Genomic DNA, 23,061 nt, shown 5'->3' with positions numbered 1-23,061 from the left:
CTTGTGAGGCGGGTCCTGTCCTCGGTCACCCCCGCCGTGCTCGTTCCTGCGCGCGTCGGGGGGCCCCCACCTCGGCCACCCGCCTTCTACTATTTAATGTATTTTCCTATAATAACCGCTAAATTTCTCTTGGTTTCAAGAGGGATCATATCACGGTCGGTCATGATAGCATATTGCAGGGCATTGGCGGCGCTGAAGGTCTTTAATGTTCCAACCCGGGGTATGGCTACTTTCAAAATATTTTTGGCATTGGCCACGTTCTTGTTGAGATTAGCGATGATCATCTCAATGGTGACGGAATCGTGGCTGGGATGCCAGCAATCATAGTCGGTGACAGCGGCGAGCGTGGCGTAAGAAACTTCCGCTTCGCGGGCGAGTTTGGCCTCGGTCAGATTCGTCATGCCGATGATGTCCATGCCCCAAGAGCGGTAAAGGTTTGATTCCGCTTTAGTGGAAAATTGCGGGCCTTCCATGTTGACGTAGGTGCCGCCTTTGTGCACCGTTAATTTCAAGGCCTTGGCGGAAGAATCAATAATATCGGCGATCTCCGGTGATACGGGGTCGGCAAAGGCCACGTGCGCGACGATGCCGTTGGTAAAAAACGTGTCTGCCCTGCCCTTGCGCGTGCGGTCCAGGAACTGGTCGGGGACCACGAAATCCATGGGCTTGTATTGTTCCTTCAAAGAGCCGCAGGCGGAAACGGAAATGATGGCCGCGACACCAAGTTCCTTCATCCCGTAAATGTTAGCACGGTAATTGATCTCACTGGGAGAAATGCGGTGGCCGCGGCCGTGGCGCGGCAAAAACACGACGCGAGTACCTTCCAGCGTTCCGGTGACAAAGTTGTCCGACGGGTCACCGAAGGGCGTCTTGACCGCCACTTCCTTGACGCCAGTGATCCCATCGATCTGGTATAAACCGCTACCGCCGATCACTCCGACGATGGACATGCGTTCTCCCTAATTTAACGGGCTTTGGTAAAATTTTGAGTCGGCTCAACTATGTCAATAATCGTCTTTCCTGACACTCCGGAAATACAACGTCCCTACGGGGACTGTATTTCCGGATCGGAGTCGTAGACGATAGGGACATAATTCGCCTTTCAAAATTTCACACAAAGCCCTATAGCAATTACTTAGCTAATTGGCTTGCACGTTTCTTTGCTGCCAATAATGCCTTCTTCATGATGTGATCGAACTTTGCTTGAGAAAAGACATCCAGGGCCGCCTGGGTGGTGCCGCCTTTGGAGGTCACCTTGGCCCGCAAGGTCGCGGCATCAAAGACGCTCTTCTCTAATAAATGGGCGCTGCCGGTCAGGGTCTGATAAACCAGCGCTTTGGCCTGGACGTCTTTGAATCCCAGCGCCTTGGCCGCGGCCATCCATTGCTCGACGAACAAGAACACATAGGCCGGCCCGCTGCCTGAAACCGCAGTGACCGCGTCCATATATTTCTCTTTCACCACCATCGTCTTTCCGACGCTGGATAATATTTTCTGCGCAACAGCCAGGTCTTTGGATGAAGCATATCGGCCCGCGCACAAAGCCGTCATCCCCTCGCCGATCAAGGCCGGCATATTGGGCATGGCACGCACGACCCTGACCTTGCCTAAATGTTTCTCAAAGAATTTTGTCGTTAAACCAGCGGCAATAGAAATGAATATTTGCCTCTGCGGGCGATTGATAATCGCCCCTACATGAACCAAAAGCACGGCCATGTCCTGCGGCTTGACGGCGAAGATGACAATTTCGGCGTTTTTAATCGCCGTATGAAGGCCCGCAATGGCGATCCGGTATTTATTTTTCAAAGCACGGGCACGTTTGGGGTCGGCCTCGCAAACGCAAACTTTATGCGTCCGGTAAAGCCCCTTCACAAGGGCTTCCCCCATGTTGCCGCCGCCGATGATCGTGATGGTTGACATATTATTTTCCTGTCGGGCGATCACAAGGATCGCCCCTACTTAAATATCGCGCTGCCGATGCGCACCATGGTTGAACCTTCTTGGATCGCAATACGATAATCCGAACTCATGCCCATGGAAAGATATTTCATATTGACCTTTGAATTTCCTGAAAAACGTTTTGACACACCGTCGCGGATGTCCCGCAAATCGCTGAAAGCTTTGCGGACCCTGCCTTCATCTTCGGTCAAAGGCGCCATGGCCATCAGGCCCAGAACGCGCACATGCTTCAAACCAGAAATGTGTTCCATGAGCGCGAAGACCTTTTCGGGCGCGGCCCCGTGTTTCTGCGGCTCTCGGGCGGTATTGACCTGCACCAGAATGTCCGCGGTCCTGCCCAGTTTCGCGGCCTGTTTTTCAATTTCATCAGCCAAACGCGCGCTGTCCACGGACTGGATCAAACCCGCGACCTTGAGCGCATCCCCGGCCTTGTTCGTTTGCAAATGGCCGATGATATGTCCGGTCAAATGGGGATCCTTGGCGATCAGGTCCGGAAATTTCTTTTCGGCCTCCTGCACCTGGTTTTCCGCGATGTGTTCAATGCCGGCGGACACGGCTTGTGCAATGACGTGGACGGGAACGGACTTGGTCACCGCCACCAAGATCACCTGCGACGGGTCACGGCCGGCCGCGCGGCAGGCAACAGCGATGTCAGCCCGGACCTTTGCGACATTATCCTTGATCATTAAGCGGGACCGAGGACTTCGGCGACCTTATCCAAAAGTTCCTGGAGTTTCAACGGCTTTAAAAGGTAGGTCCTGATCCCGTGGCGCTCGAACAAGGGTGCCGTTTCCTGATGGGCGGTGGCCACGATGACCGGGATGGATTCGTATTCGGGGACCTTGCTTTTTTCTATCATGAACGCATACCCGTCCATTTTGGGCATTTGCACGTCCAGGATGATCAAGTGAGGGGTCTTTTTCTGAAGACACGCCATGGCCTCTTGCCCATCGCGCGCCGTCATCACCTCGAAACCAACTTCTTCCAGTTTGCGCCTGGCGATCTCAACAATAACGGGCTCATCGTCCACAACGAGAATGGTCTTTGACATAATTGTATTCTATCTAAAGAACGCGAATTGACAAGTAGAGACGCAAAATTTTGCGTCTCTACGGTTTATCCATAAAAGGTACCGCAGGATCCAGGATCTGGGCCATGACAGCCCCCAGGGCTGTCATGAATTCGGGCAAAACGGTTTTACGGCCGGCAGGGCCGGCATCGTCCAGGAACGTTTCCAATTTTGACGTGCGCAGATGATAAATGGCCGCGTTGACAGACGCGTCGGGATAAAGCCGGTCCAGATAATGCGCATACAGCGGCATCTGGAAGGATGTTACGCAAGACAACACCGGCATCCGGTCCGCCGCTCCGGTCTTGTAATCAATGATCATGATGGTGCCGTCGATGGCGCGGTCCACCCGGTCCACGCGGTAAACGAATTTGACCGGGCCGCAAGGAAGATCGATCACATCCTCAAAGGTATGCTCCAGATAAAGGACCTGGTCCACGCTTTCACAGCGCCGGGCCTCCTGCTGAAGGAACCGTTGGAGCCGCGCGGAAAGGACCTCTTTCATCAAAAAAACGTCCGAGGCCATGGCAGCGCCGAAGGTTTGTTCAAAACGTGTTTCAAAAAGTCCGCGGAAATACCGCCCGAACGTGGCATTCAGGACCGGCTTTTTGCCTTTAAAACGCCTGAACGCCTCCTCCAGCAAAGCGTGGACAAAGATGCCGACATGTTTGCCATCCGGATCGTCGAGAAGGTCATCCTTTTCCTTCAGGCCCAGCACGTATTTGAAATAAAATTCATGGGGATTTCGCACATAGGTATTCACGCTGGTCGCTGAAAACGTCATTTTTTTAAGGAAGTCAACCACGGACAGCGTCTTGGGCACGGACCTCACCGCCGCAGGTATTTCGGCACGAAAACCCGGACGATGGACCGCCGTCCCCCCCAAAACCCCTTCGCGTTTTTCCTGTTCCCAGACCAGTTCTTCAATAAAACGGCTCCTTTGCTTGTCCGGCCTCTCCTGATAGACCAGATGCACGCGCTCGGCAGACGACAGCAGGCGCATGAACTGGTAACGCTGGATCTCTTCCTCAAATTCCAGCCGGTCAAGGTTGAGTTTGACCATGACTTCGCGCGGGATCAGCGGTTCATACACGTTGAGGTTGGGCAACATGCCTTCGTTGACGTCGGCGACAATGACGTCCCTGAAACTCAAAGACCGGGTCTCAAAAAGCCCCAGCACCTGCAGGCCCCGCAAAGGAGAGCCATGGAACGCGACCATTTCGCCTTTCAGGCGTTCCAGCAGGACCTTGAACAATTCTCCGTCGGAGAATGGTCCCGCGCCTTTTAAGGCGGCAAACTCATCCGCGATCGCGCCCAAACGCCCGGCGATGCGCGCGTTCAAAGGATCGTCCTTCGTCCGGCCGCTTTGGAACATAAAAAACAGCAGCCCGTTGAGCGCGGCCGCCAGGTCCCGGGGAGCGCGCACATTTTGCCAGGCCTCAAACAAATGCTGATGGACCGCGGACAGGTCCTCCCCCGCCTCTTTCAAAGCCAGGAATAATTTTCCGGACAGGGGCGTGCGGACATCGCCGGTCAAAACTTCTTCAACCTTATGAACAGCGGCCCGGTCCATCTCCTTGACCAGCGGATGGCGCAGGACTTTGAGATAATCGCGGGCATAATACAAACCGTCGCGCCGTGAGGCCTGGGCCGCGATGATCAATTCCAATAGGGCGTGCAAGGAACTGCGGCGCAAAGGATAACCCATGGAAATGTTGAAATCGCCCAGCCCCTCCCCCAGGGCGGACAATAAAGGAAGCATGAATTGGGCGTCCGGCAAAACAATGACCGCGCTAGCCGGGTCCGGGACCTTATGAAGGATCCCGGCGATCAGGCCGGCCTGGGAATGCATGTCAAACGCCGCGTGCAGATGCAGGTCAAAGGATGTGGGACGGACCTGGTCCCCTTCCACGACGGGAGAACCGGCCACGCGGGAGATGCGCTCAAGGGCCGGCCAGCGGCGCTGGTCCCCCTGCACCATGAGCACCGCTTTTTTCCTGCCGTAAAGGTCCTTGACCACGGCCATTTCGGTGGCGTGCAGGTAGAAAATATTACAAAAAAGGATGCGGTCAAAGCAGTCTGCATCCCAAGAGGACACGCCGCGGCCCGCTTTCCAATAACGGTATCCCCGCACGCACAGGCCCTCTTTGTCCAAATGGGCGTGATAGGCCCGGCGCAGGACCATCATGTCTTCCAAAAGCCGGTTGATGTCCTGCGGCACGCTAAAACCGATGCGAGCCTGTTCACGGAGGACCTTTAACGCGTCATCGCCGGTCTCCTCCAGGTCCATCTGCTCAATGAAATGGGTGATCTCCTTGGCCCAGGGTAAAAACCTGGCAAAGGACTCCCTTCCTTTCAATATCTGCGGGGTATGGCAGCGGGCAAGATCATACAAGACCAGGGAATGTTCCAGATCGGAAACGGCTTTGCCGGACCCGGTCTTCCCGTCGGTGATCATCGCGACGAGTTCGTCCATGGTCAAAAATCGCGGCGGATAGAACGGGGCCTTGATCTTGTCCGCCAGCATGCGCTTGAGAAAAAGCGATGGCCGGTGTCCGCCGAAGACAACGGCCAGGCGGCGCATGTCCCTGCCCGGAACGAGGTATTCGCGTTCAATGTAGGCAACGGCATGATCGAGGAAGCGTTCGGTAAAAGGAATGGTAATTAATTGGTCAGACATAAATAATTTCTCCACGCACCATGCGGCCGGGATAAAGGGCGCGCACCAAAGCGATGTACTCGTCCATTTGCTTTTGATGGGAGGCCTCGTCTCTGCGTGAGGTCTTGAAATCGACGACTAAAACCTGACCGTCGTCGACCAGCAGCCGGTCCACGCGGCGGGTGTCGCCGAAACGGTTGACGATCTCCTGTTCGCAGATGACCTGTGTCCCCGGCGGCGGAAAAAATAAAGGCCGCACATCCTCCCTTTGTAAAAACTTGGAAAGCCAGTTCTTGTATTCGCCGGCATCCTGGGAAGAAAAACGGCCGGCCATGCGGCCGATGGCCTTCTCAACGGATGACGGGACATCGACACCGTTGAGGTCCCCCGAACAGGCCAAACAAAAATGCGCGGCCTCGCCTTTCAAACGCGCACCCGCGCTGTCCAGGTCCTGGCCGGAAAAATCCTCATGCAAACGGCTGATCCATTGGCGGCTGACGAGGGTTTCCAGCAACAAACGAGGCGGGGCCTCGGGTTTAAGCCCACCGGGACGGGACGTCTGCCCGACGGCGCGCGCGTCATCGGGAATGAGCTCCAAAACAGGATTGACCGCGTTGCCCGCGCGTTCGGGGACAAAAATAACCATTTCCCACTTCGCGCGGGTCAGGGCCACATAGACATTGTTCAACTGGGCAAGAAACTCCTTTTTATATTCCGCATCAAAACGTTCTTTGAGGTCCTCACAAAAAACCCCGTAGGGCTTTTTCAAACGCAGCAGGCGTATGCCGTCCTTGCTTTCATCCCACACGAAGGACTGCCCCCCGTCCCCGGACCCGGACCTGACCGCCATCTCCAGGAACGGGATAATAACGACGGGGAATTCCAGGCCTTTGGCCTTATGCACGGTCAGGACCCGCACGGCATCCGCGTCGTTGACGGGAAGGAAACGTTCCTCCCCTTCCAGAGCATCGAAATACTCCAAAAAACTTTGCAGGTCACAACTGTCCTCTTCCCTGCGTTTGATGAGTTCCAGAAAATGCAGAATAAACCCGCGCGCCTCGGGAAAGCGCTCGAGCATCTGCCAGTCATGGCATACGCTGACGGCCAATTCGTACAAAGGATAAAGCCCCGCCTCCTGAAAATGCCTTGCGAAATGCCGCTGCCACATCTCCGGGAAGGAACCCTGAAAGGCCTTGTGCAAACATTTGGCGCGCTCTTTGAACAAAAAATCCCTCACCGCCTGCGGGGCCATTCCTGATGCCGCGGGAAAGATCTCTCCGGACAAAAACGCCGCAAAAACGGTATGATCAACGGGGGAATCCAGAAATTTCAGATAATCCAGGAACTCCTGGACCAGAGGATGGTTTTTCACGTCGCTGGTGCGCTGGGACTGGACAAGGATGTTCTCGCTCAAAAGCCATTGGCTGACCTGTGCAGCCTCGGCATTGCTGCGCGTCAAGACCGCGATGTCCTGCCAGCGAAAACGGCTGTGGATGTCCTTTAACGCCTCCAGAAGCCGGACGCGGATGATCGGCTCGCGCAGGGCTTGCGTCTTTCCGGCCACCATTGCCACACGCACCGATCCCTGGTCCAATTCCGGGAGCGCCTCCTGTTGGGCATGGCCGTACACCTCTTCACAAAATTGCTCATCAGAAGGCCCGAAAACGATCTGAGAACGCAAAAAACGTTTCAAATTGTCCACGGCGAAAATACGGTTATTAAAATCAACGATGTGCCGGTGACTGCGGTAATTCCTGGTGAGCGTTTCGCGCACGACGTTAAAATGGGAAAGGTCATCCTGCAGCCGGTCAAACAATTCGCTTTTGCCACCGCGAAACCCGTAAATGGCCTGTTTCTTGTCGCCCACGTAAAATAATGTCCCTCCGGTGGACAGGGCCTCCTCCACCATCATGGACAGGTTGGCCCATTGCCCGAGATTTGTGTCCTGAAATTCATCAATGAGGTAATGGCGGAAACGCGCGGCCAAACGGTAATACAATTCCTCGACCGTGACCAGCCCGTCGTCGAACAGCGCGCGGGCCTTGCTGTTGAGCTGTTCCAAAAACAGCACATCGTCCCTGACCTGGTGCGTCTTTAAAACAGCCATCGCACGTTCAAAAAGGTCAATGTGCGGGTCAAACATCCCGTAGGCCTCAAGGCGGACAATGGCCTGCAGGCACCGGCGCGCCTCGTCCCATAAGCGCTGTAGCCGCGGCCCGACATCTTTGCCCTTTGTCACGGGAAAATCGTCCCTGGCCAATAACGTACTCACGTCATCCACGTCAAAACTGACCGTATGCCGGCCGCAAAAATCCTCAAGCCAGTCCCGGAATCTTTTGTGCGTGCCCTCGGGAGCATTGTGATGCATCTGTTCGATCAGGGCGATGAATTTCTGTTTCATCGCCCAGAGGTCCTGCGCGCCGTCGCCGTATTTGATAAATGCCTTCTGATAAATATTCTGGTGGGCGAACAGGACTTTGAGAACGGCGAGGAAATCCTTTTTAGGGAACCATCCGGTGCGGTTTTCCAGAAAAAGATACTGGCGGACCATGCCTGTCAAAAGCCGGCGCAACGCGGCGTCCCTGGCGGAAGCGGCAATGATCTCATCCAGCGTCCGTTCAAGGTAATCGGAAGGATCGCGCCGGATCTTGAAACGCGCCGAAAGCCCGACCTTGAACGCGCACCCGGACAACAGCGCGTTCATGAAACTGTCAATGGTCTGGACCTGGAAAAAATGATACTGGCGGATGAGCTCTTCCATCAGCCGGTAGGCCATGCGCTGTGCTTCCGGCTTTGCAAGGCCGAGGGGGAATGGCGCCAGGCCCTCCAAAGCGATGCGCTTGAGGAGCTCGACGATGCGTTCCTTCATCTGTCCGGCGGCCTTATTGGTGAACGTGATGGCCAAAATGTGTTTCATGGCCAGAGGATCGGACCTGGAAGCTAACAGCAGGATCTGGATATAACGTTTGGCGAGCGCGGTGGTCTTGCCGGAGCCGGCCGAGGCCTCGACCACGCGGACTTCAGGGGACAAGAAAGGTTTATTGGGCACTCACTTCAATACCTGTTATTCAGTCCTCCTTGACGGAGGACACCATGGATTCAAGATCGGCGAAACGGTCGTGATAATCCGCGCGGCTGCGGCGGATGACTTCCAGGGCCTCTTCACGGCCGTAAACATGGCTGATCTCGCAGATGCGTTCTTCGGAACCGGGAAGGTCTTTGTAGGTCAGAAAATAATGCTTGAGCCGGTCGACGAACGCGCGCGGGCAGTCCTCGATATTGTGCCACTGGCTGTAGAGGCCGTCGCCGTGCATGACCGCGATGATCTTGTCATCCGCCTTGCCCTCGTCGATCATGCGGAAGCCGCCGATGGGAATGGCCCGCACGATGATATCGCCGTGGCTGATGACCTTCTCGGTCAAAACGCAGACGTCCAGCGGGTCGTCGTCCCCCACGATCCCCAAACGCCCCGTACGCTGCGAACAAAAATCCGCGGTATTCCTGGAGCAATAGGTCTGCGGGATGAACCCATACAGGGTCGGGCAGATGCTGGAGTATTTTTGCGGGCGGGCCACTTTCAAAAACCCGCTTTTCTTGTCTATCTCGTATTTGACGGTATCAGAAGGGACCGTCTCAATATAGGTATTGAAGATCTCGGGCGCGTCTTCGCCGATGGGGATGCCGTGCCACGGATGCGCGCGTAACAGCAAAGCCAGCGACTGCCACAGCGTCTTGATATTGTCGGTCATAGAATTAGTATATCACCGCCCGCGCATGAGCTTCAACATGTTTCGGAAACCTTTTTTTCTGATGGCCGCGGCCGAGGTCTCAACTTTTTTCTTAAGGCCCGCCTTATGGGTTTTCAAACGACGGGCCACGGACGCGTCAAAAGTCCCGATGATCTCGGCGGCCAGGATCCCGGCATTCCCGGCGCCGTTGACGGCCATGGCCGCCACGGGGACCCCTTCGGGCATTTGCACGATGGACAACAGAGAATCCAGGCCCTCCAGAGAATTGCCGGACCTGATCGGAACGCCCACGACGGGAAGCGTTGTTAAGGCGGCCACGACACCCGGCAAATGCGCGGCCCCGCCGGCGCCGGCGATGATGACCTTAAGACCGCGCTCTTTGGCCTTTTGAGCATAATCAAACGTGCCTTGGGGCGAGCGGTGCGCCGAGACCACGGTGACCTCATAGGGAATAAGGAACGCATCCAGAACGTCCGCAGCGCCGGACTTGACCGCCATATCGCTTTGACTGCCCATGTTGATGCCGACCAATGGTTTTTTCATGTGAACCTCCCTATTGGGCGATCACAAGGATCGCCCCTACATTAACGTAATGTCCACGCGTTCAACCTTGCCCCCGCGGATGTCCTGCGCCAAACGTCCGGTGAACACGGCCCCTTCAACGGCCACAGGTTCCCGGCCGCCCGCGTATTTGACCATCGCCCGCACCGGCTTGACAGCTCCGGGACCAAAGGTGTTCCCGCGCCCGGTATTATGATACACGACCAATGCCGTTCCTAAAAATTTAAAAGCATAGGTATGGGCCCCGAAACCCCTATCGGGTTTCAGGGTAAACATCCAGCCGGGCAGGATCGGTTTGAATTCCAGCGTTAATTCCCCTTTCGTGTTGAGCGCGAAAGGTTTATGGCCCGCGCTCATCACAAGCCACATATGCACGAACTCCGCGGTGCTCCCCGACAAACGCGCCACGAACCCCTGCCCGTGCAGGTTTTTGTCCTCATGGACAGAGCTGACGATGAATGAAGAATTCTCGAGGATGCTGCGGCCATAGCGGGCCGGGTCCATGAACGGGACAAAGGCCTTGGCCGCGTCGGCAAAAAATTCTTCGTAAAGTCCGCGGCGCAACACTTCCAGCAGATATTTGTATTCCATGTGCAGCCATATGGACCCGTTCTCCAGCCAGCCGGCGGGAAAAATACGCGCGCGGCCGATCTCTTCACTTTCCCCGGAGAGGTCCGCGTTGACCCTGTACATCCCCAAAACGCGGTCGTAGAGTTTGCTTTTCTTCACCGCGCGATACAGCTCACCCGCCGCGGCCGGATCGCTTTCAACGCGCATAGCATGCACGAACCCTTCCAGGAATAACGGCAGGTCATGGCGCTTAAAGGCCAGGGGTTGGGCATCGTATCGGGTGACCTCATGCGTGAAATATGTGGCAAAAAGACTAGGGCCCTTTTGGGCCGCGGCAACACCGGCGTCGGCGCGGGCCATGATCCTCTCGCAAAATCTTTTCACGTCGCCGGCCTTGACCGGTTTTTCCACGCCGGTGATCCCTGAACGCACGGACTTGCGGTAATTTTCTTTCAGGTCATTGGCCTTATGCCAATATTTTAAAGGGTCCTGTTCCAGCGACAGCAAATGGTCAAGTCCCTCCACGAAATCCGCCAATTCCACGAATACGGACACACACTCGTGGTCTTTTAAACCGGCCTGCTTGATCGCGGCATTTAAAAAAGACCCGAGGCGTTTGACCTCAAAGGTTTCACTGATGGAAGACCCCGACAGGCCGGGCAAACCGTTGAGCGCGTCATACCAATTGGGTCTATTAGCCTCCATCTCAATGCCGATGCCGCTGGGATCAAAGGTGGCGGCTTTGTTGGCCAGCAAACACAAAAGTTTGACCGCCAGCGTCGTGTGATACACCTCGCCCTGGCCGTTCTTTGTCCTTAACTTGTATCCCTTGTCTTTGGCTGCCCCGCCTGCCCCGCCTATGGCGGGGCCTGCGGCGGCGGGCTGTTCGGCCAAAGAGTGGTATTGACGCACCCCGCGGTCAGTCAGGATATAACGTTTTTCACGCGGCAGGACATACGCGTCGTTCAAAAAGAAATGAAAAACTTTTTCCTCCACCAAAAGGCGGCGCAGATGCTCCGGATAAACCCCCAAGAAACTTTCGATCAGGTCCAGATTGTACGTCCAATGGTCCGTCCAAAACCCTTCGCCCGGCTCGGCCTGTTCCTGTTTCCGGCAGACGCGCAGGACGCGGGCCAAAAATTCCGGGGAACAGCGGACGGTTTTCAGCAGATCGCCGGGCATGAACCCTTTGACCAAAAGGCCTTTTAGGGTCCCGGTGCTGTCCGTCATGCCGAATTCCTTGATCAGGGCATCTGCCTGGCCGGGGTCAGCCACGGCAAAGATCGTGCCTTTGACCGTCAGCGGATTATACCCGTCGGCCTGGACCAGATTCAGGAAATTGACCACCGTGGTTTCTTTGACGCCGCTGTTGAACCACACATCGTTGCGGCGGTTCTGGTTAACATCACGATAATTGCCGTTGCCCTGGGACAGATGCGTAGGGGCCAGAATAAAGAAATTATAATCGCGTTCCGGGTCCCCGTGTTTGCGGCTGTACACGTTAAAGGACGCTGTCCCTTCGGCGGTCTGCACACAGACCGGAAGCCCGCCGCGCAGGACATTGTCCAAGAACGTCTGGCCCGCGTATCGGTCAAAAGCAGGCTTGGCGCTATGGGTGAAACAAAAGTCCTTGATCCCGTCGATGATCTGCCGGTTGCGGACAGCTTTGGCCGCTATAGACCGGGGATCGGCCGCCCGCCGGGCAATGGCGTTGGCTTCTTTCAGGTCATGCGCGAAACCTGTCAAAGACGTTATTTCCCGTGACCCGCCGGCTTTCAGGACAAAAGCTGCGTGCGCCATGGCGCAGGGCGTGCGGTTGGACGTCTGCTGACGGGCCGGCACGCGAAAATGGGTATCGGACAGAAATTTCTCCGGCACCAGAAAATCAGTGGCGTGACCAAAGACGACCGCGGCTTCGACCACGGGGTCTAAAAGACCCTTGCCGTCAAACGCAAAATAAAAATTCCCCTCTTTGATATGCGTGACCTGCGGCGTGTCGGCCACTTGCACCTTCAACTGATAGAACGGCACCTGACAATCGACATTGCGCACAGCGACCCAGGCCTCGGCAGTGCGCGACATACTCTTGGAAAGCGAATCCTTAAGCCCGTAAGGATTAACGGCCGGCAAACCGTCGATCATGGACAGGGACAGCGGCTTGCGGGAGGTGTTCGCGATGGTCACGCGCCGGACAAGCGCCGCGTAATTTTCTTCCGGCATGGTGAAATAATTCACCGTCACCTTCAACCCCAGGGAGGCATTGATCTCCTCGATCGTCAGGTCATGGCTGGTGATGATCATGCGCCGGCTGACTTTAAACGGTGAAACCGAGGAATTGGAAAACGGCTCGTAGAAATTTTTTTTTGGACCGGCGATCTTGATGAAGGTGCGAAAACCCTGGATGGACGTCAAGCGGTAGGCGCGGTCGGCGGGCTGGAATTCTAAAATGGCCTTGTCTTTGGATTCAACGCCGAAACTGGTGATCCCCTGGCCGCGGTTGACGTAAAAAGCCCACATGGGAATGCCATATAACCCCGCGATGCCCGGAAAAAAATTGGAAAAGGCCTTCACGTGATCGTAATCATTGATGACGAAAGAACCGTCGGGATCAAGATGGTATTGTTGTCGGGTCATCGCTCAATACGAGTCCTTGGATTTCCTGAAAAAATTATAATATCCCGATAATTTCGCCCACAAGGTCAGGGCATTGTCCCCGTCCTTCATGCGGATCCTCCTGAACGCGAACAGGTCGCGGTTCAGACGGTCCTGCCCGCGGTTGGTGGTGACCGCGGCCTTGAAACCGGCCTCTTGGACGATCCCCTGCACTTGCCCGGTGAACCCGCCGGAGGGATAGGCAAAATAATCGATCGCGTGCCCCAGGCGTTCCTCAATGATCTTTTTGCTCCCGAAGATCTCGTCGCGGGCCGCGTCCGGCGAAACGTCGGGCAAATACACATGATGCCGCGTGTGCGCCCCGGCCTTAAATCCTTGCGCGTCCATTTCCCTGACCTGGTCCCACGTCAAAAAACCCGGGGTCCCGACCATGTCGGAGATCAGGAATGCCATGGCGGGAAAATGGTATTGTTTGAGCACGGGGAACGCATTGATATAATTGTCCTCATTGCCATCGTCGAACTGGATGACGACCGTATTGCGGGCAAAAATGTGTCCCTTTTTGAGGCCGTCGACCAGATCATCAAAACTGATGACATTGTAACGGTGCTCCTTGAGGAATTCCATCTGCCGGGCAAATGACCGCGGCGTCACATTGTTCAAAGAATGCCCGCTTTCGGTATCGGAAACATGATGATAGGTCATGACCGGCACCACATAACGGCCGCGCATCCAAAACGTAAAAATAAGGACCGCGAGGACGGCTAAAAAAAATTTTATCGGACGCATCATTTGGACAATCGTTCTTTGACCAGGGCGCTGACCGCCTGGCTGTCGGCCTGACCCGCGACCTTGGCCAAAACCTCTTTCATGACCTTGCCCATGTCCTTCATGGATACGGCCCCGGAGGACTTGATGACTTCGTCCACAACGGCTCTCAATGTTTCCAGCGGCAGAGCAACAGGCAAATAACTTTGAAGGATGCGCAGTTCCTGTTCTTCCTTGACCGCCAGGTCTTCCCTGCTGCCCGCCCGGAACTGGGTGATGGAATCCTGACGCTGCTTGACCTGTTTCTTGATGACGGTGATCACATCCGCATCCGCGATCGTCTCAACGCGCTTGTCGATCTTGGCGTTCTTGATCTCGGCGCGCAGAAAATTCAACGTTGAAGACCTCAACGTGTCACGGGCTTTCATGGCCTGTATATAATCCTGGGAAATTTTGTCTTCTAATGACATTGAAAACCTCCTTGGGCGGCGATGAATCGAACCCCTACGCATAAAACAGGCGCGTGAGACTCACGCGCCCGGACAATGCCCGTTCGGGCGATCACAAGGATCGCCCCTACGGCACAATTTTCACATCGATGGCAAATGATCTGCCGTTGGTTTTCTTGATCTGTCCGTCGCGGACCAGATAACCGCTGTTCCCGTTGATGGCTTCCACGCGGTCGCGTTCTTTTTGGGCGGCGATCCTGGCGAAAGAGGCCTCCTGCTTCAGATAACGCATACGGCTTTTGACCAATTTGATCTTGCTCTGGAAAAGGGCGATCAGGGACTTGCCTTCCTCCATATTGGCGAAATCCGCCTCAAAAGCGCGCAACTGGCCTTTCAGGTCATCCAATTCAGAAGCCACCTGCGTGTTCCTCTCTTTAAGGGAGGTGATCTTGGCTTCCAATTGCGGGATATTCTCCTGCTGGGTATCAATGCTGTTGATCTCTTCTTTCAAACGCGCGTTCTCCGTCTGGGCCTGGAGGAGCATGTTCTTGGTCTGAGATAGCATGCCCTTGGTGAGCGTCAATTCCGCGCTGACCGTATCCAGCTGGTGGTTGACTTCTTCAAGTTTGCGGGTGGTTTCCTCCAACTGCGCTTTGGTTTCGCCATACCTACGGACATATGCACGATAATCCGCGCTTTGCTGGGCGGAAGATGTCAGGGCCATGTCTGTTGAGTGCGCCAGAATACGGGAATTGTGTTCCTGCAAATTAAGGACATAAACGGTCAGAATGATCATGCCTGCTGACAGGATCAGGCCGGCGTTGCGCTTCAAACGGGTTTTCTGCCCTACACTTTCTACCACGTGTCATCCTCCAATCTATTTGCGGAAAGAAAGTAGTATATCTCCGGGCAGGATAAATGACAAGAAAAATCACTTAACCTTGCGGCGTCGGGTGAGGACCCAAAGGGCTGTCAAATAAGCGGCCAAGGCACAGCCAAAACCCACCACCGCGTATCCGGCCAGCAAGGGTTTAAGGACATTGACCAGGGAGGCGTCGTCAGACCGGTTGACGCCTAAAAGCGCGGACCCGATCTTCAAGGCCAGCGCAAAGGTCACGAAACTCAACCACGTATTGGTCAAAACGCTTCCCAAAAGCGCGGCTGCTTTATTTAAACGGAACACGAACGCGGCGGCCAGCGCCGCCAACGGCCCTGTGCCGGGCAGGAGCCCCAAAAAGACGCCGACGCCAAAACCCAAAGCAACGCGCTGGGGGCTGTCGTCCATGCGCACCAGCCGCTCATACAAACCCTTTGCCCAACTTTTAAATCGCTTGAACACGAAACGCTCCTTAGAAGGCAGGTGCTACCTTATTTATGTTCCAGTTTTGCCAAAAGGCTATACACGCACGGCACGACGAACAGGGTGAAAAAAGTTGAAACAATAACGCCGCCGATGACCGCGATCGCCATGGGGACGCGGACTTCGACACCGGGGCCTATGGCCAATGCCGGCGGGATGGCCGCGGCAATGGTCGCGGCGGAGGTCATTAAAATGGGACGCAGACGCACGGGACAGGCCTCCAGCAAGGCCTCGCGGACCTCAAGGCCTTTTTCGCGCATCTGATTGGTAAAATCCACCAGCAATATGGAATTCTTTTTAACGATCCCCATCAAAAGAATGAGGCCGATCAAACTGTAAAGGTTCAGGGACTGCCCGCCCATCCATAAGGCGATCAGGGCCCCGGAAATGGAAAACGGAAGCGCCATCAAAACGCTCAACGGATGGACATAACTGTTGAACTGCGAGGCCAAAACCATATAGGCCACCACGATCCCCATGATAAAGACGAACGCCAGGCCCCCTCCGCTTTCCTGGGACGTCTTGCTGCTGCCGGTGAAAACAGCCGTATACCCATCGGGAAGAACGGCCTTGGCGATCTTTTGGGCCTCGGCCGCGGCCGTGGATTGAGACTTGCCCGGCGCCACGTTGGCAAAAATGGTGATGGCCCTCTCCCTGTTGCGGCGGGTGATGTTGACGGCCGCGGGTTTTTCTTCAAGTGTCACCACGTCTTTTAACTGCACCAGTTCCCCGCGATCATTCCACACCCATAATTGAGTGATGTCGTTGGCCGCCGCTCTTTGCTGCGCGATCAGGCGCACACGCACGTCGTAGCGTTTGCCGTTATGCGTGTACTGGGCCACCCGGTCCCCGCCGATGAGCGCGTTGACGGTCGCGTTGATGGATTCAATGCTCACCCCGTGGGCGGCGGCTTTGGCGCGGTCCGGGATGACACGGATCTCGGAGGCCCCGGCCAGATAATCGGTATCCACGTCCACCATCAGGCCGCTTTGGGCCATCCGCTCCTTGATCCCTTGGGCATGCTGCCACAATTGGTCCCAATCCGGGCCCTGGATGGACATTTCAATGGGAAGCCCGCGCTTGGCGGAAAAACCGCTCAAGGACAGATCCTGGATGAACGCCTTCACATGCGGGACCTTGTTGAGTTCCTTGCGGAACAGGACCATCAATTCCGCCTGCGACAAAGGATGTTTGCCCGGTACTACCACGGGACGCTGGCGCGGGGACTTGAAGGTCACAAAGATCATGCCTTTGTTGACCTCACCGCCCTGAAAACCGCCGATGGCCGCGAAATAACGCGCGACCTCCGGGCGGCTCATGACGAATTTCTCGGCTTCCTTAAAACGCTCATTTGTATAATCCATGGAAGAGCCCACCGGTGTCTGCAAACTGCACAAGAACATGCTCTGGTCCTGCGCCGGGACGAATTCCTTGCGTAAAAATCCGACAAAGACCAGGGACAAAAGGAAAACCCCCAAAGACACCGCCACCACCGGCCAGCGGCGCCCCAGCACCCAATGCAGTCCGACGCGGTAATGCTTCGCCATTTGATGGAACAGGCGGTCCACGGCCCTGCCGAACGCCGTCGAGCGCGTCCCCGCCTGCAGGAATTGCGAACAGCGCATGGGAGTGAGCATCAGCGCTTCCAGCAAAGACAGGGCGACTGCCACGGAAATGGTCACTCCGAACTGATAGAAAAATTTTCCAATGATGCCGGACATGAACGCCACGGGCAAAAAGATCGCGATGATGGCCGCGGTCGCGGCCGTGGCCGCGAAGGTGACCTGCCTGGCCCCCTGCTGGGCCGCCGCCAAACGGGGCACGCCTTTTTCCTGGTAGCGGACGATGTTCTCCAGCACCATGATCGCGTCGTCCACCACGATACCGATGGCCAGCGACAACCCTAAGACCGTGAACGTGTTGAGGGTAAAACCAAGGAAATGGATGACGATGAACGTCCCTATGATGGACGTCGGAATAGCCATTAAAATATTGACGGTGGCGGTCCACGACCCCAAAAACAGCCAGCAGACCAGGGACGTCACGATGGCCGAAAGCACGAGGGTGAACATCAGTTCATTGATGGAATCCTCAATGAACTTGGTGCGGTTGATGACAGCGTCGAGTTCCATGCCTTTCGGCAATTGTTTGCGGACCTGTTCCAGTTTCTTGAAAACCCCTTTGCTCACCGCGACTTCATTGGCGCCGGTCTGTTTGCGGATGCCGAGCCCTATGGCGGAGGCCCCGTTGCTGCGGGAAATGCGCCGGACATCGTCCAGCCCGTCCTCAACCGCGGCCACATCTTTGAGATAAATGGGTTTGTAGATCGGCTGGCCGCTCCTTTTGGGGATGACAATATCGGCGAATTCTTCCGCCGTGCCGGCCTCGCCCATGGCGCGCACGTTCTGTTCCATGGTCGGCGTCTCAATGCGGCCGGCCGGTATTTCGGAATGTTCCCGGGTGATGGCGGCGACCACATCGTCGACAGTCAATTCATTGGCGGTCATTTTGTCCGCGTCCAGCCACACGCGCAAATTGGGCGCCACGAACCCGCCCAGCGTAACTTCCCCCACGCCGCTGATGGTGGCAAACTGGTCCTGCAAATGGTCCTGGACGTATTTCATGAGTTCCCGCGGGGCGTGCCCTTCCCCGTGCAGGGTCAGCCAGATGATGGGCTGCTGGGCCGGGTTGACCTTGGTCACGGTGGGCGGGTCAATGTCTTTGGGCAAAGACCTCTGGACCTGGGATATTTTTGTCTGCACTTCCTGGACAGCCACGTCCACATTGCGGTCCAATTCCAGTTCAACGGTGACGGTGGCCCGCCCCTGGCGGACGGAGGAAGAAATGTCGCGGACCCCCTCGATGGAGGTCAACGATTGTTCAATGATGTCCACGACATTGGACTCCATGACCTCGGGTGCCGCGCCCTGCCAGGTGAGATTCACGGAAATGACCGGGAATTCCACGTCGGGCAATTGGCTCACGCCCATGCCCTTAAACCCGATCGCCCCGAACACGATGAGGGCGGCCATGAACATCCAGGCGAACACCGGACGCTTGATGGACAGATCAGAGAGCGTCATGGCTGATATCCCCGGTTTTGACCTTAAACTGCCAATAGAAGCGCCGGACGTCCGTGGCCGCGCTGATGGCGTCGCGGCGCACGTCTTCCAGGTCTGCCAATGCCTGCAGAACGTCCAAATTATTGACGAGATTATTGCGGTAGTCGGCGGCCTGCAATTGATAATTCCTGTCCGCGGCATCAAGCGCTTTTTTCAGGGCCTCATCACGACGGACGGAGGCCTCCCACCGGCTGTAGGCCTGACGAATATCCAGCAGGGCACGGCGCTCTGTTTCGCTGAAGGTCAATTTTGCTTCCTCGGACAAAGCAGAGGCCTCTTTGAGTTTGCCCGCATTGTCCCCGCCCTGGAACAAAGGAACAGCCACCTTCAAAGTGACGTCCCAATCCGAGGATGATTCAATGATCTTTTTCGTATAATAATTTCCGTCCAGGCCGACCGTGGGCCAGAAACCCGCGCGGGCGACCGCGACCTTCCTGTCAGCCACGGTCATGGCTTCCCGGGCCGCGGTCACATCCGGCCGGTGCCCGGCATGGTCTGCCAATTCCTGTCCGGTTTTCAAGGTAAAAACAGGGCCGGCCTCATCCTGGACGGCTTCCAGCGTTGTGCCGGTCAGGAATTCCAGCAATTCGCGCGCTACGGTCATGTCGGACTTTGTCTGCTCAACGTCGGCCTCGGCCTTGCGCAGGCGCGACTCGGCGCTGGCCAATTCGCTGGCGCGCGAACGGCCCAGGTCCACCCGCTTTTGCAATTCCGCCATGCGATCAAAGAGGGCCTGCACAATGCTTTGGGTGGACCTCAACTGCTCCTGATACAGATCATAATAGTAGAAGGCATCGGCCACGTCCGTGAACAGCAATTGGCGGGCGCGGATCTCCTCCTGCCGGCGCTGGCGTTCTTCGGCTTTGGAACCGGCCATGGCCGCGAATTCCTTGAAGCCAGAGAACAGCGGCTGGCTGAAGGTGAACTTCGCTTCGGGGGCCTGATCCCCATCAGTGTATTTATCGGAATAATTGAACGAGACCTTGGGTAAGGCGCCGCTCAAGGACTGCAGGAAACGTCCTTCAGCTTCCTTGATCTGCTGCTGGTGAATGGCCAATGATTCACTGCGTTTGAGCGCTAATTGATAGCAGTCTTTGAGGGTCAAGGCCTCGGACGCATGCGCCGTTGTCCCGCTCAGGAAAAGAAGCAAAAGGACGGCGGCAACAACACGGTAGATCCCGAAGGCAACGAGGTCATGTTGGCGGACATACTGCAGGAAGAATTTCACCGCAAACCACGCAACCATAAAAGCAACGCCAAAGCCCACGGCCAGTATCCCCCATTCTTGCGCGTCCAGGACGGCCTCGGTCTTGAGCAGGTCCAGGATCGTGGCCGCCAGCATGGTGGGAACGGCCAGCAAAAATGAGAATTCTACAATGACGGCGCGCTCAACGCCCGCGGCCAAACCGCCGACAATGGTGGCGGCTGAACGCGAAACCCCGGGGATGACGGCCAGGGACTGACAAAACCCGATCCATAAGGCCTGCGCGCAGGAAATATCCTGCAAACGTTTGACGGGCTCTCCTTTAAAACGGTAAAAACGCTCGAAAACAATGAGCACAACGCCCCCCGCGAACAAAGCCCAGACCACAACCAGATAATTGCCCAGTAAAAATTTCTTGATCATTGCGTACAACAGAAAACCGACAATGGCCGTCGGAACGAACGCGCAGGCGACCCTGGCAGTGATCTCCCAGTCCAGCAGGAACACGCGCCAATAAAGGCCTGCCACCGCCGCGATGGCCCCTAATTGGATGGCGATCTCAAAGGTCTTGAGGAACTCGGTCTGGGGCATTCCCATCAAATGGGACGCCGCGATCATATGCCCCGTCGAAGAAATAGGCAGATATTCCGTGATGCCTTCAATGACCGCCAAAATGATCGCGTGCGTGATATCCATTTAATATAATTCCACCGACACCCATGACGCGCTGTCCAGAGGCACGTTGCCCAGATACGTGCGCGCGCTGGTGAGGATGCGGTCGGGGGTGCCCAAAAGTTTGAGCGGCACGGCAATGGTGACGTCGCCGGGCGTGCGTTTGACGCTGATGGAATCCTGGGCGATGCGCTTGTTCTGGTCATACACCGTGTAACTTAAACTCCCCAGCCGGACGCTGATCTTGGGCATTTGGCTAAACGGCGTGGCGGGGCTGTAGCCAAAAATGTACACCGACGCTTCAACGTCCTGCGCCAGGGGTTTGGACAACTGGATCGAAATGATCAGGTCATCGCCTTCCCAGCGGACGAACTTCCACTCGACGCCGATGAACGCTGTTTTTTCCTGACTGTTGAACTCCTCGGGTAATTCCGCCGCTAAGATGGTCCTGCGTTGGCCGGAAAACACCGATGAATCCTCGTTGACATGCAAACGAACGGATGGAAAATCACCGAACAATTCATTGTTCTTGACGAAAGACAGGAGGTATTTGGGGCTGGACGTATATTGCGACCGGTGCGCCTGCAGGGCGCGTTTTTTGGCCGCAAATTCTTGAGGCGTCAAACGGTGCTCGGTCCAAAGAACGGAACTTCTTAATGTCTCGGGCGGGTCCTGATCGTTGGGCACAAATCCCTTGGGCTTTGGCCAGCCGATATAGTGGACCAAATACGGAAAGAGCTCTGTATGGCTGTCCATTTTCTCGTCCCATAAAGCCACCCGCGTATAAAGATAAAGGGACAAATGGTCGCCGTTATGGTCCGCCGGATGGGAAATGAATATCTTGGTCGGTTTGAACTGGCGGAGGATTGAACGGAGATCCGCCACGATCTCTTCTCCTTTATAAGGAGCGCCGGGCCTGAAAGCCCCCTGATAAGGAACGGCATTAACACGGGTCATGAAAGAACGAAACGGCGGCCGGCTCCCCCAATGGGAAAACCAGATGTTCATGGTCCCGAAGTCCGGATAACCCAAAAACGTCAACTGTCCGGGACCTAATCCCAAAATCCCCGACGCAGATACCGCCTCGTCACGGCGGATCAGGCCCATCTTGCGCACCGCGCCGGGCATGAACACCGGATGTTTGCGGTACAATAAAAACGACCATTGATTGCTGTCCCCGTAGGTAAAAAACACGACCTTGACAGGCAGTCCCATGGCGAGGGACCTTTGAATGACGCCGCCGGCGCCCAACACCTCGTCGTCGGGATGGGGTGCCAGAACAAGAATTCTATCCTTAGGAGAAAGGTCCAGCGACGCAATGGGTGGCGCGTCCGCGGCCAATGCCGCAGATAACGTCATGGCCGTAAAAACAATGAAGACAAAAGGGGATGCCCTATAAATGTTTAACATAATAAAGGGATTCATGGCGTTCCATGCGCCCCTCACGGGCCATGACCATAGGATAACTTTTTTCCAAAGCAAAACCCAAATGTTCGAAAAAACCGCGTGCCGCAATATTGACGCTGTGCACTGACACCGTGATCTGCTCAACGCCGCGCGCTTGCGCGGCCGCCAAAAGGGCCTGGACCAAACGCGCCCCCACCCCTTGACCGCGGCCGGCCCGGACCACGCTGATATGCATATGTCCCTCATGGCTATGAAAGGACTGTTTACGCCAGAGCAAAAGCCGATGCCCGTTGCGGGCCATGCTGTTGATTATGGTCCAAAACTCTTTTTTAAAAACTGTCTTGTGCGCAACGGCTTTCCACAAAGCACAAGGCACGATGATCCAGAACATGACCAGCCCGTAACGGCGATTGTCAAAACACCCGTTCACGTAACCGACCACGGCCCCGGCCACCTGAGCGACAAACGTGGACCCCGGTTCATGGTCCGTGTAATAGCCGGTCAAAATGTCCGCGGCCACTTCCCTGTCCGGAAAAAGACCATCAACGGGTTTCCCCTGGTCGGCGCCATCACAGCAAATATCACGGATGGCCTGCCGGTCGCCGGGTTCAAACGGGCGGACAACGATATCATTCATTTTCTATCTTATTTTGAGTTTCGGAGGCGGGTTTTTCGATCTGCGCGCCTACGGCCGCTCCGGCCGCCGCGCCCAGAGCGCCTCCCACCAAAACACCCGTGAGATCGTGGCGGTTCTGATGGCCAATGATCTCTCCGGCGGCCGCGCCAAGCACGCCTCCGATGGCGGCCCCTTCGCCCACCCTTGTCTGATTTTGCGCGCAACCGGAAACAGCCAATACAAATACCGCCAGAACGAATAAGCAACGATGTCTTGTCATGAA

General features: G+C 56.0%; 18 protein-coding genes. All 18 read right to left on the bottom strand.

The genetic code is table 11. From position 1 onward, the window contains the following. Positions 1-89 precede the first annotated feature (89 nt). A complete protein-coding gene (gene mtnP / locus Q7K71_07725) occupies positions 90-950 on the bottom strand; it encodes an S-methyl-5'-thioadenosine phosphorylase (protein MDO8675978.1) in 861 nt (286 codons plus the stop codon). Positions 951-1,131: 181 nt separating this feature from the next. Further along, positions 1,132-1,920 (bottom strand): pyrroline-5-carboxylate reductase, encoded by a 789-nt coding sequence (gene proC, locus Q7K71_07720; protein MDO8675977.1) that lies wholly within the window; start codon positions 1,918-1,920, stop codon positions 1,132-1,134. Positions 1,921-1,955: 35 nt separating this feature from the next. After that, on the bottom strand, positions 1,956-2,645 hold the full coding sequence (locus tag Q7K71_07715; protein ID MDO8675976.1) for a YggS family pyridoxal phosphate-dependent enzyme: 690 nt from the start codon (positions 2,643-2,645) through the stop codon (positions 1,956-1,958). Further along, entirely contained in the window at positions 2,645-3,010 is a 366-nt protein-coding gene (locus tag Q7K71_07710) for a response regulator (GenBank protein ID MDO8675975.1), read from the bottom strand. The genes Q7K71_07715 and Q7K71_07710 overlap by 1 nt, the downstream gene beginning before the upstream one ends. A gap of 58 nt (positions 3,011-3,068) precedes the next feature. Next, positions 3,069-5,708, bottom strand: a complete 2,640-nt coding sequence (locus tag Q7K71_07705) for a PD-(D/E)XK nuclease family protein (GenBank protein MDO8675974.1) — start codon at positions 5,706-5,708, stop codon at positions 3,069-3,071. Next, entirely contained in the window at positions 5,701-8,718 is a 3,018-nt protein-coding gene (locus Q7K71_07700; protein MDO8675973.1) for a UvrD-helicase domain-containing protein, read from the bottom strand. Before Q7K71_07700 ends, Q7K71_07705 begins: the two co-directional genes overlap by 8 nt. A 37-nt stretch (positions 8,719-8,755) precedes the next feature. Continuing rightward, positions 8,756-9,436 (bottom strand): inorganic pyrophosphatase, encoded by a 681-nt coding sequence (locus Q7K71_07695; protein MDO8675972.1) that lies wholly within the window; start codon positions 9,434-9,436, stop codon positions 8,756-8,758. Positions 9,437-9,448: 12 nt separating this feature from the next. Continuing rightward, positions 9,449-9,979: a 5-(carboxyamino)imidazole ribonucleotide mutase gene (gene purE, locus Q7K71_07690; GenBank protein MDO8675971.1), complete on the bottom strand. Its 531-nt coding sequence runs from the start codon at positions 9,977-9,979 to the stop codon at positions 9,449-9,451. A gap of 36 nt (positions 9,980-10,015) precedes the next feature. Beyond that, positions 10,016-13,201, bottom strand: a complete 3,186-nt coding sequence (locus Q7K71_07685; protein MDO8675970.1) for a hypothetical protein — start codon at positions 13,199-13,201, stop codon at positions 10,016-10,018. 3 nt (positions 13,202-13,204) lie between these two features. Then, on the bottom strand, positions 13,205-13,972 hold the full coding sequence (locus Q7K71_07680; protein ID MDO8675969.1) for a polysaccharide deacetylase family protein: 768 nt from the start codon (positions 13,970-13,972) through the stop codon (positions 13,205-13,207). Beyond that, entirely contained in the window at positions 13,969-14,418 is a 450-nt protein-coding gene (locus Q7K71_07675) for a GatB/YqeY domain-containing protein (protein ID MDO8675968.1), read from the bottom strand. Before Q7K71_07675 ends, Q7K71_07680 begins: the two co-directional genes overlap by 4 nt. Positions 14,419-14,524: 106 nt before the next feature. Then, entirely contained in the window at positions 14,525-15,259 is a 735-nt protein-coding gene (locus tag Q7K71_07670) for a hypothetical protein (GenBank protein MDO8675967.1), read from the bottom strand. A 69-nt stretch (positions 15,260-15,328) separates the two neighbouring features. Further along, a complete protein-coding gene (locus Q7K71_07665) occupies positions 15,329-15,736 on the bottom strand; it encodes a DUF2062 domain-containing protein (protein MDO8675966.1) in 408 nt (135 codons plus the stop codon). A 29-nt stretch (positions 15,737-15,765) separates the two neighbouring features. Continuing rightward, a complete protein-coding gene (locus tag Q7K71_07660; GenBank protein MDO8675965.1) occupies positions 15,766-18,840 on the bottom strand; it encodes an efflux RND transporter permease subunit in 3,075 nt (1,024 codons plus the stop codon). After that, positions 18,827-20,779 (bottom strand): undecaprenyl-diphosphate phosphatase, encoded by a 1,953-nt coding sequence (locus Q7K71_07655; GenBank protein MDO8675964.1) that lies wholly within the window; start codon positions 20,777-20,779, stop codon positions 18,827-18,829. The genes Q7K71_07660 and Q7K71_07655 overlap by 14 nt, the downstream gene beginning before the upstream one ends. Further along, positions 20,780-22,165 (bottom strand): PIG-L deacetylase family protein, encoded by a 1,386-nt coding sequence (locus Q7K71_07650; protein MDO8675963.1) that lies wholly within the window; start codon positions 22,163-22,165, stop codon positions 20,780-20,782. Beyond that, positions 22,149-22,799 carry a GNAT family N-acetyltransferase gene (locus tag Q7K71_07645; GenBank protein MDO8675962.1) on the bottom strand — a complete coding sequence of 217 codons (651 nt, stop codon included), beginning with the start codon at positions 22,797-22,799 and terminating at the stop codon, positions 22,149-22,151. Before Q7K71_07645 ends, Q7K71_07650 begins: the two co-directional genes overlap by 17 nt. Continuing rightward, positions 22,792-23,058 (bottom strand): glycine zipper domain-containing protein, encoded by a 267-nt coding sequence (locus Q7K71_07640; GenBank protein MDO8675961.1) that lies wholly within the window; start codon positions 23,056-23,058, stop codon positions 22,792-22,794. Before Q7K71_07640 ends, Q7K71_07645 begins: the two co-directional genes overlap by 8 nt. Positions 23,059-23,061: the final 3 nt, after the last annotated feature.

This window comes from Candidatus Omnitrophota bacterium (assembly GCA_030650275.1).
Lineage (GTDB): Bacteria > Omnitrophota > Gorgyraeia > Zapsychrales > Fredricksoniimonadaceae > JACPXN01.
The sequence above is the reverse complement of the archived record's forward strand: the minus strand, read 5'-3'. Positions and strand labels throughout refer to the sequence as shown.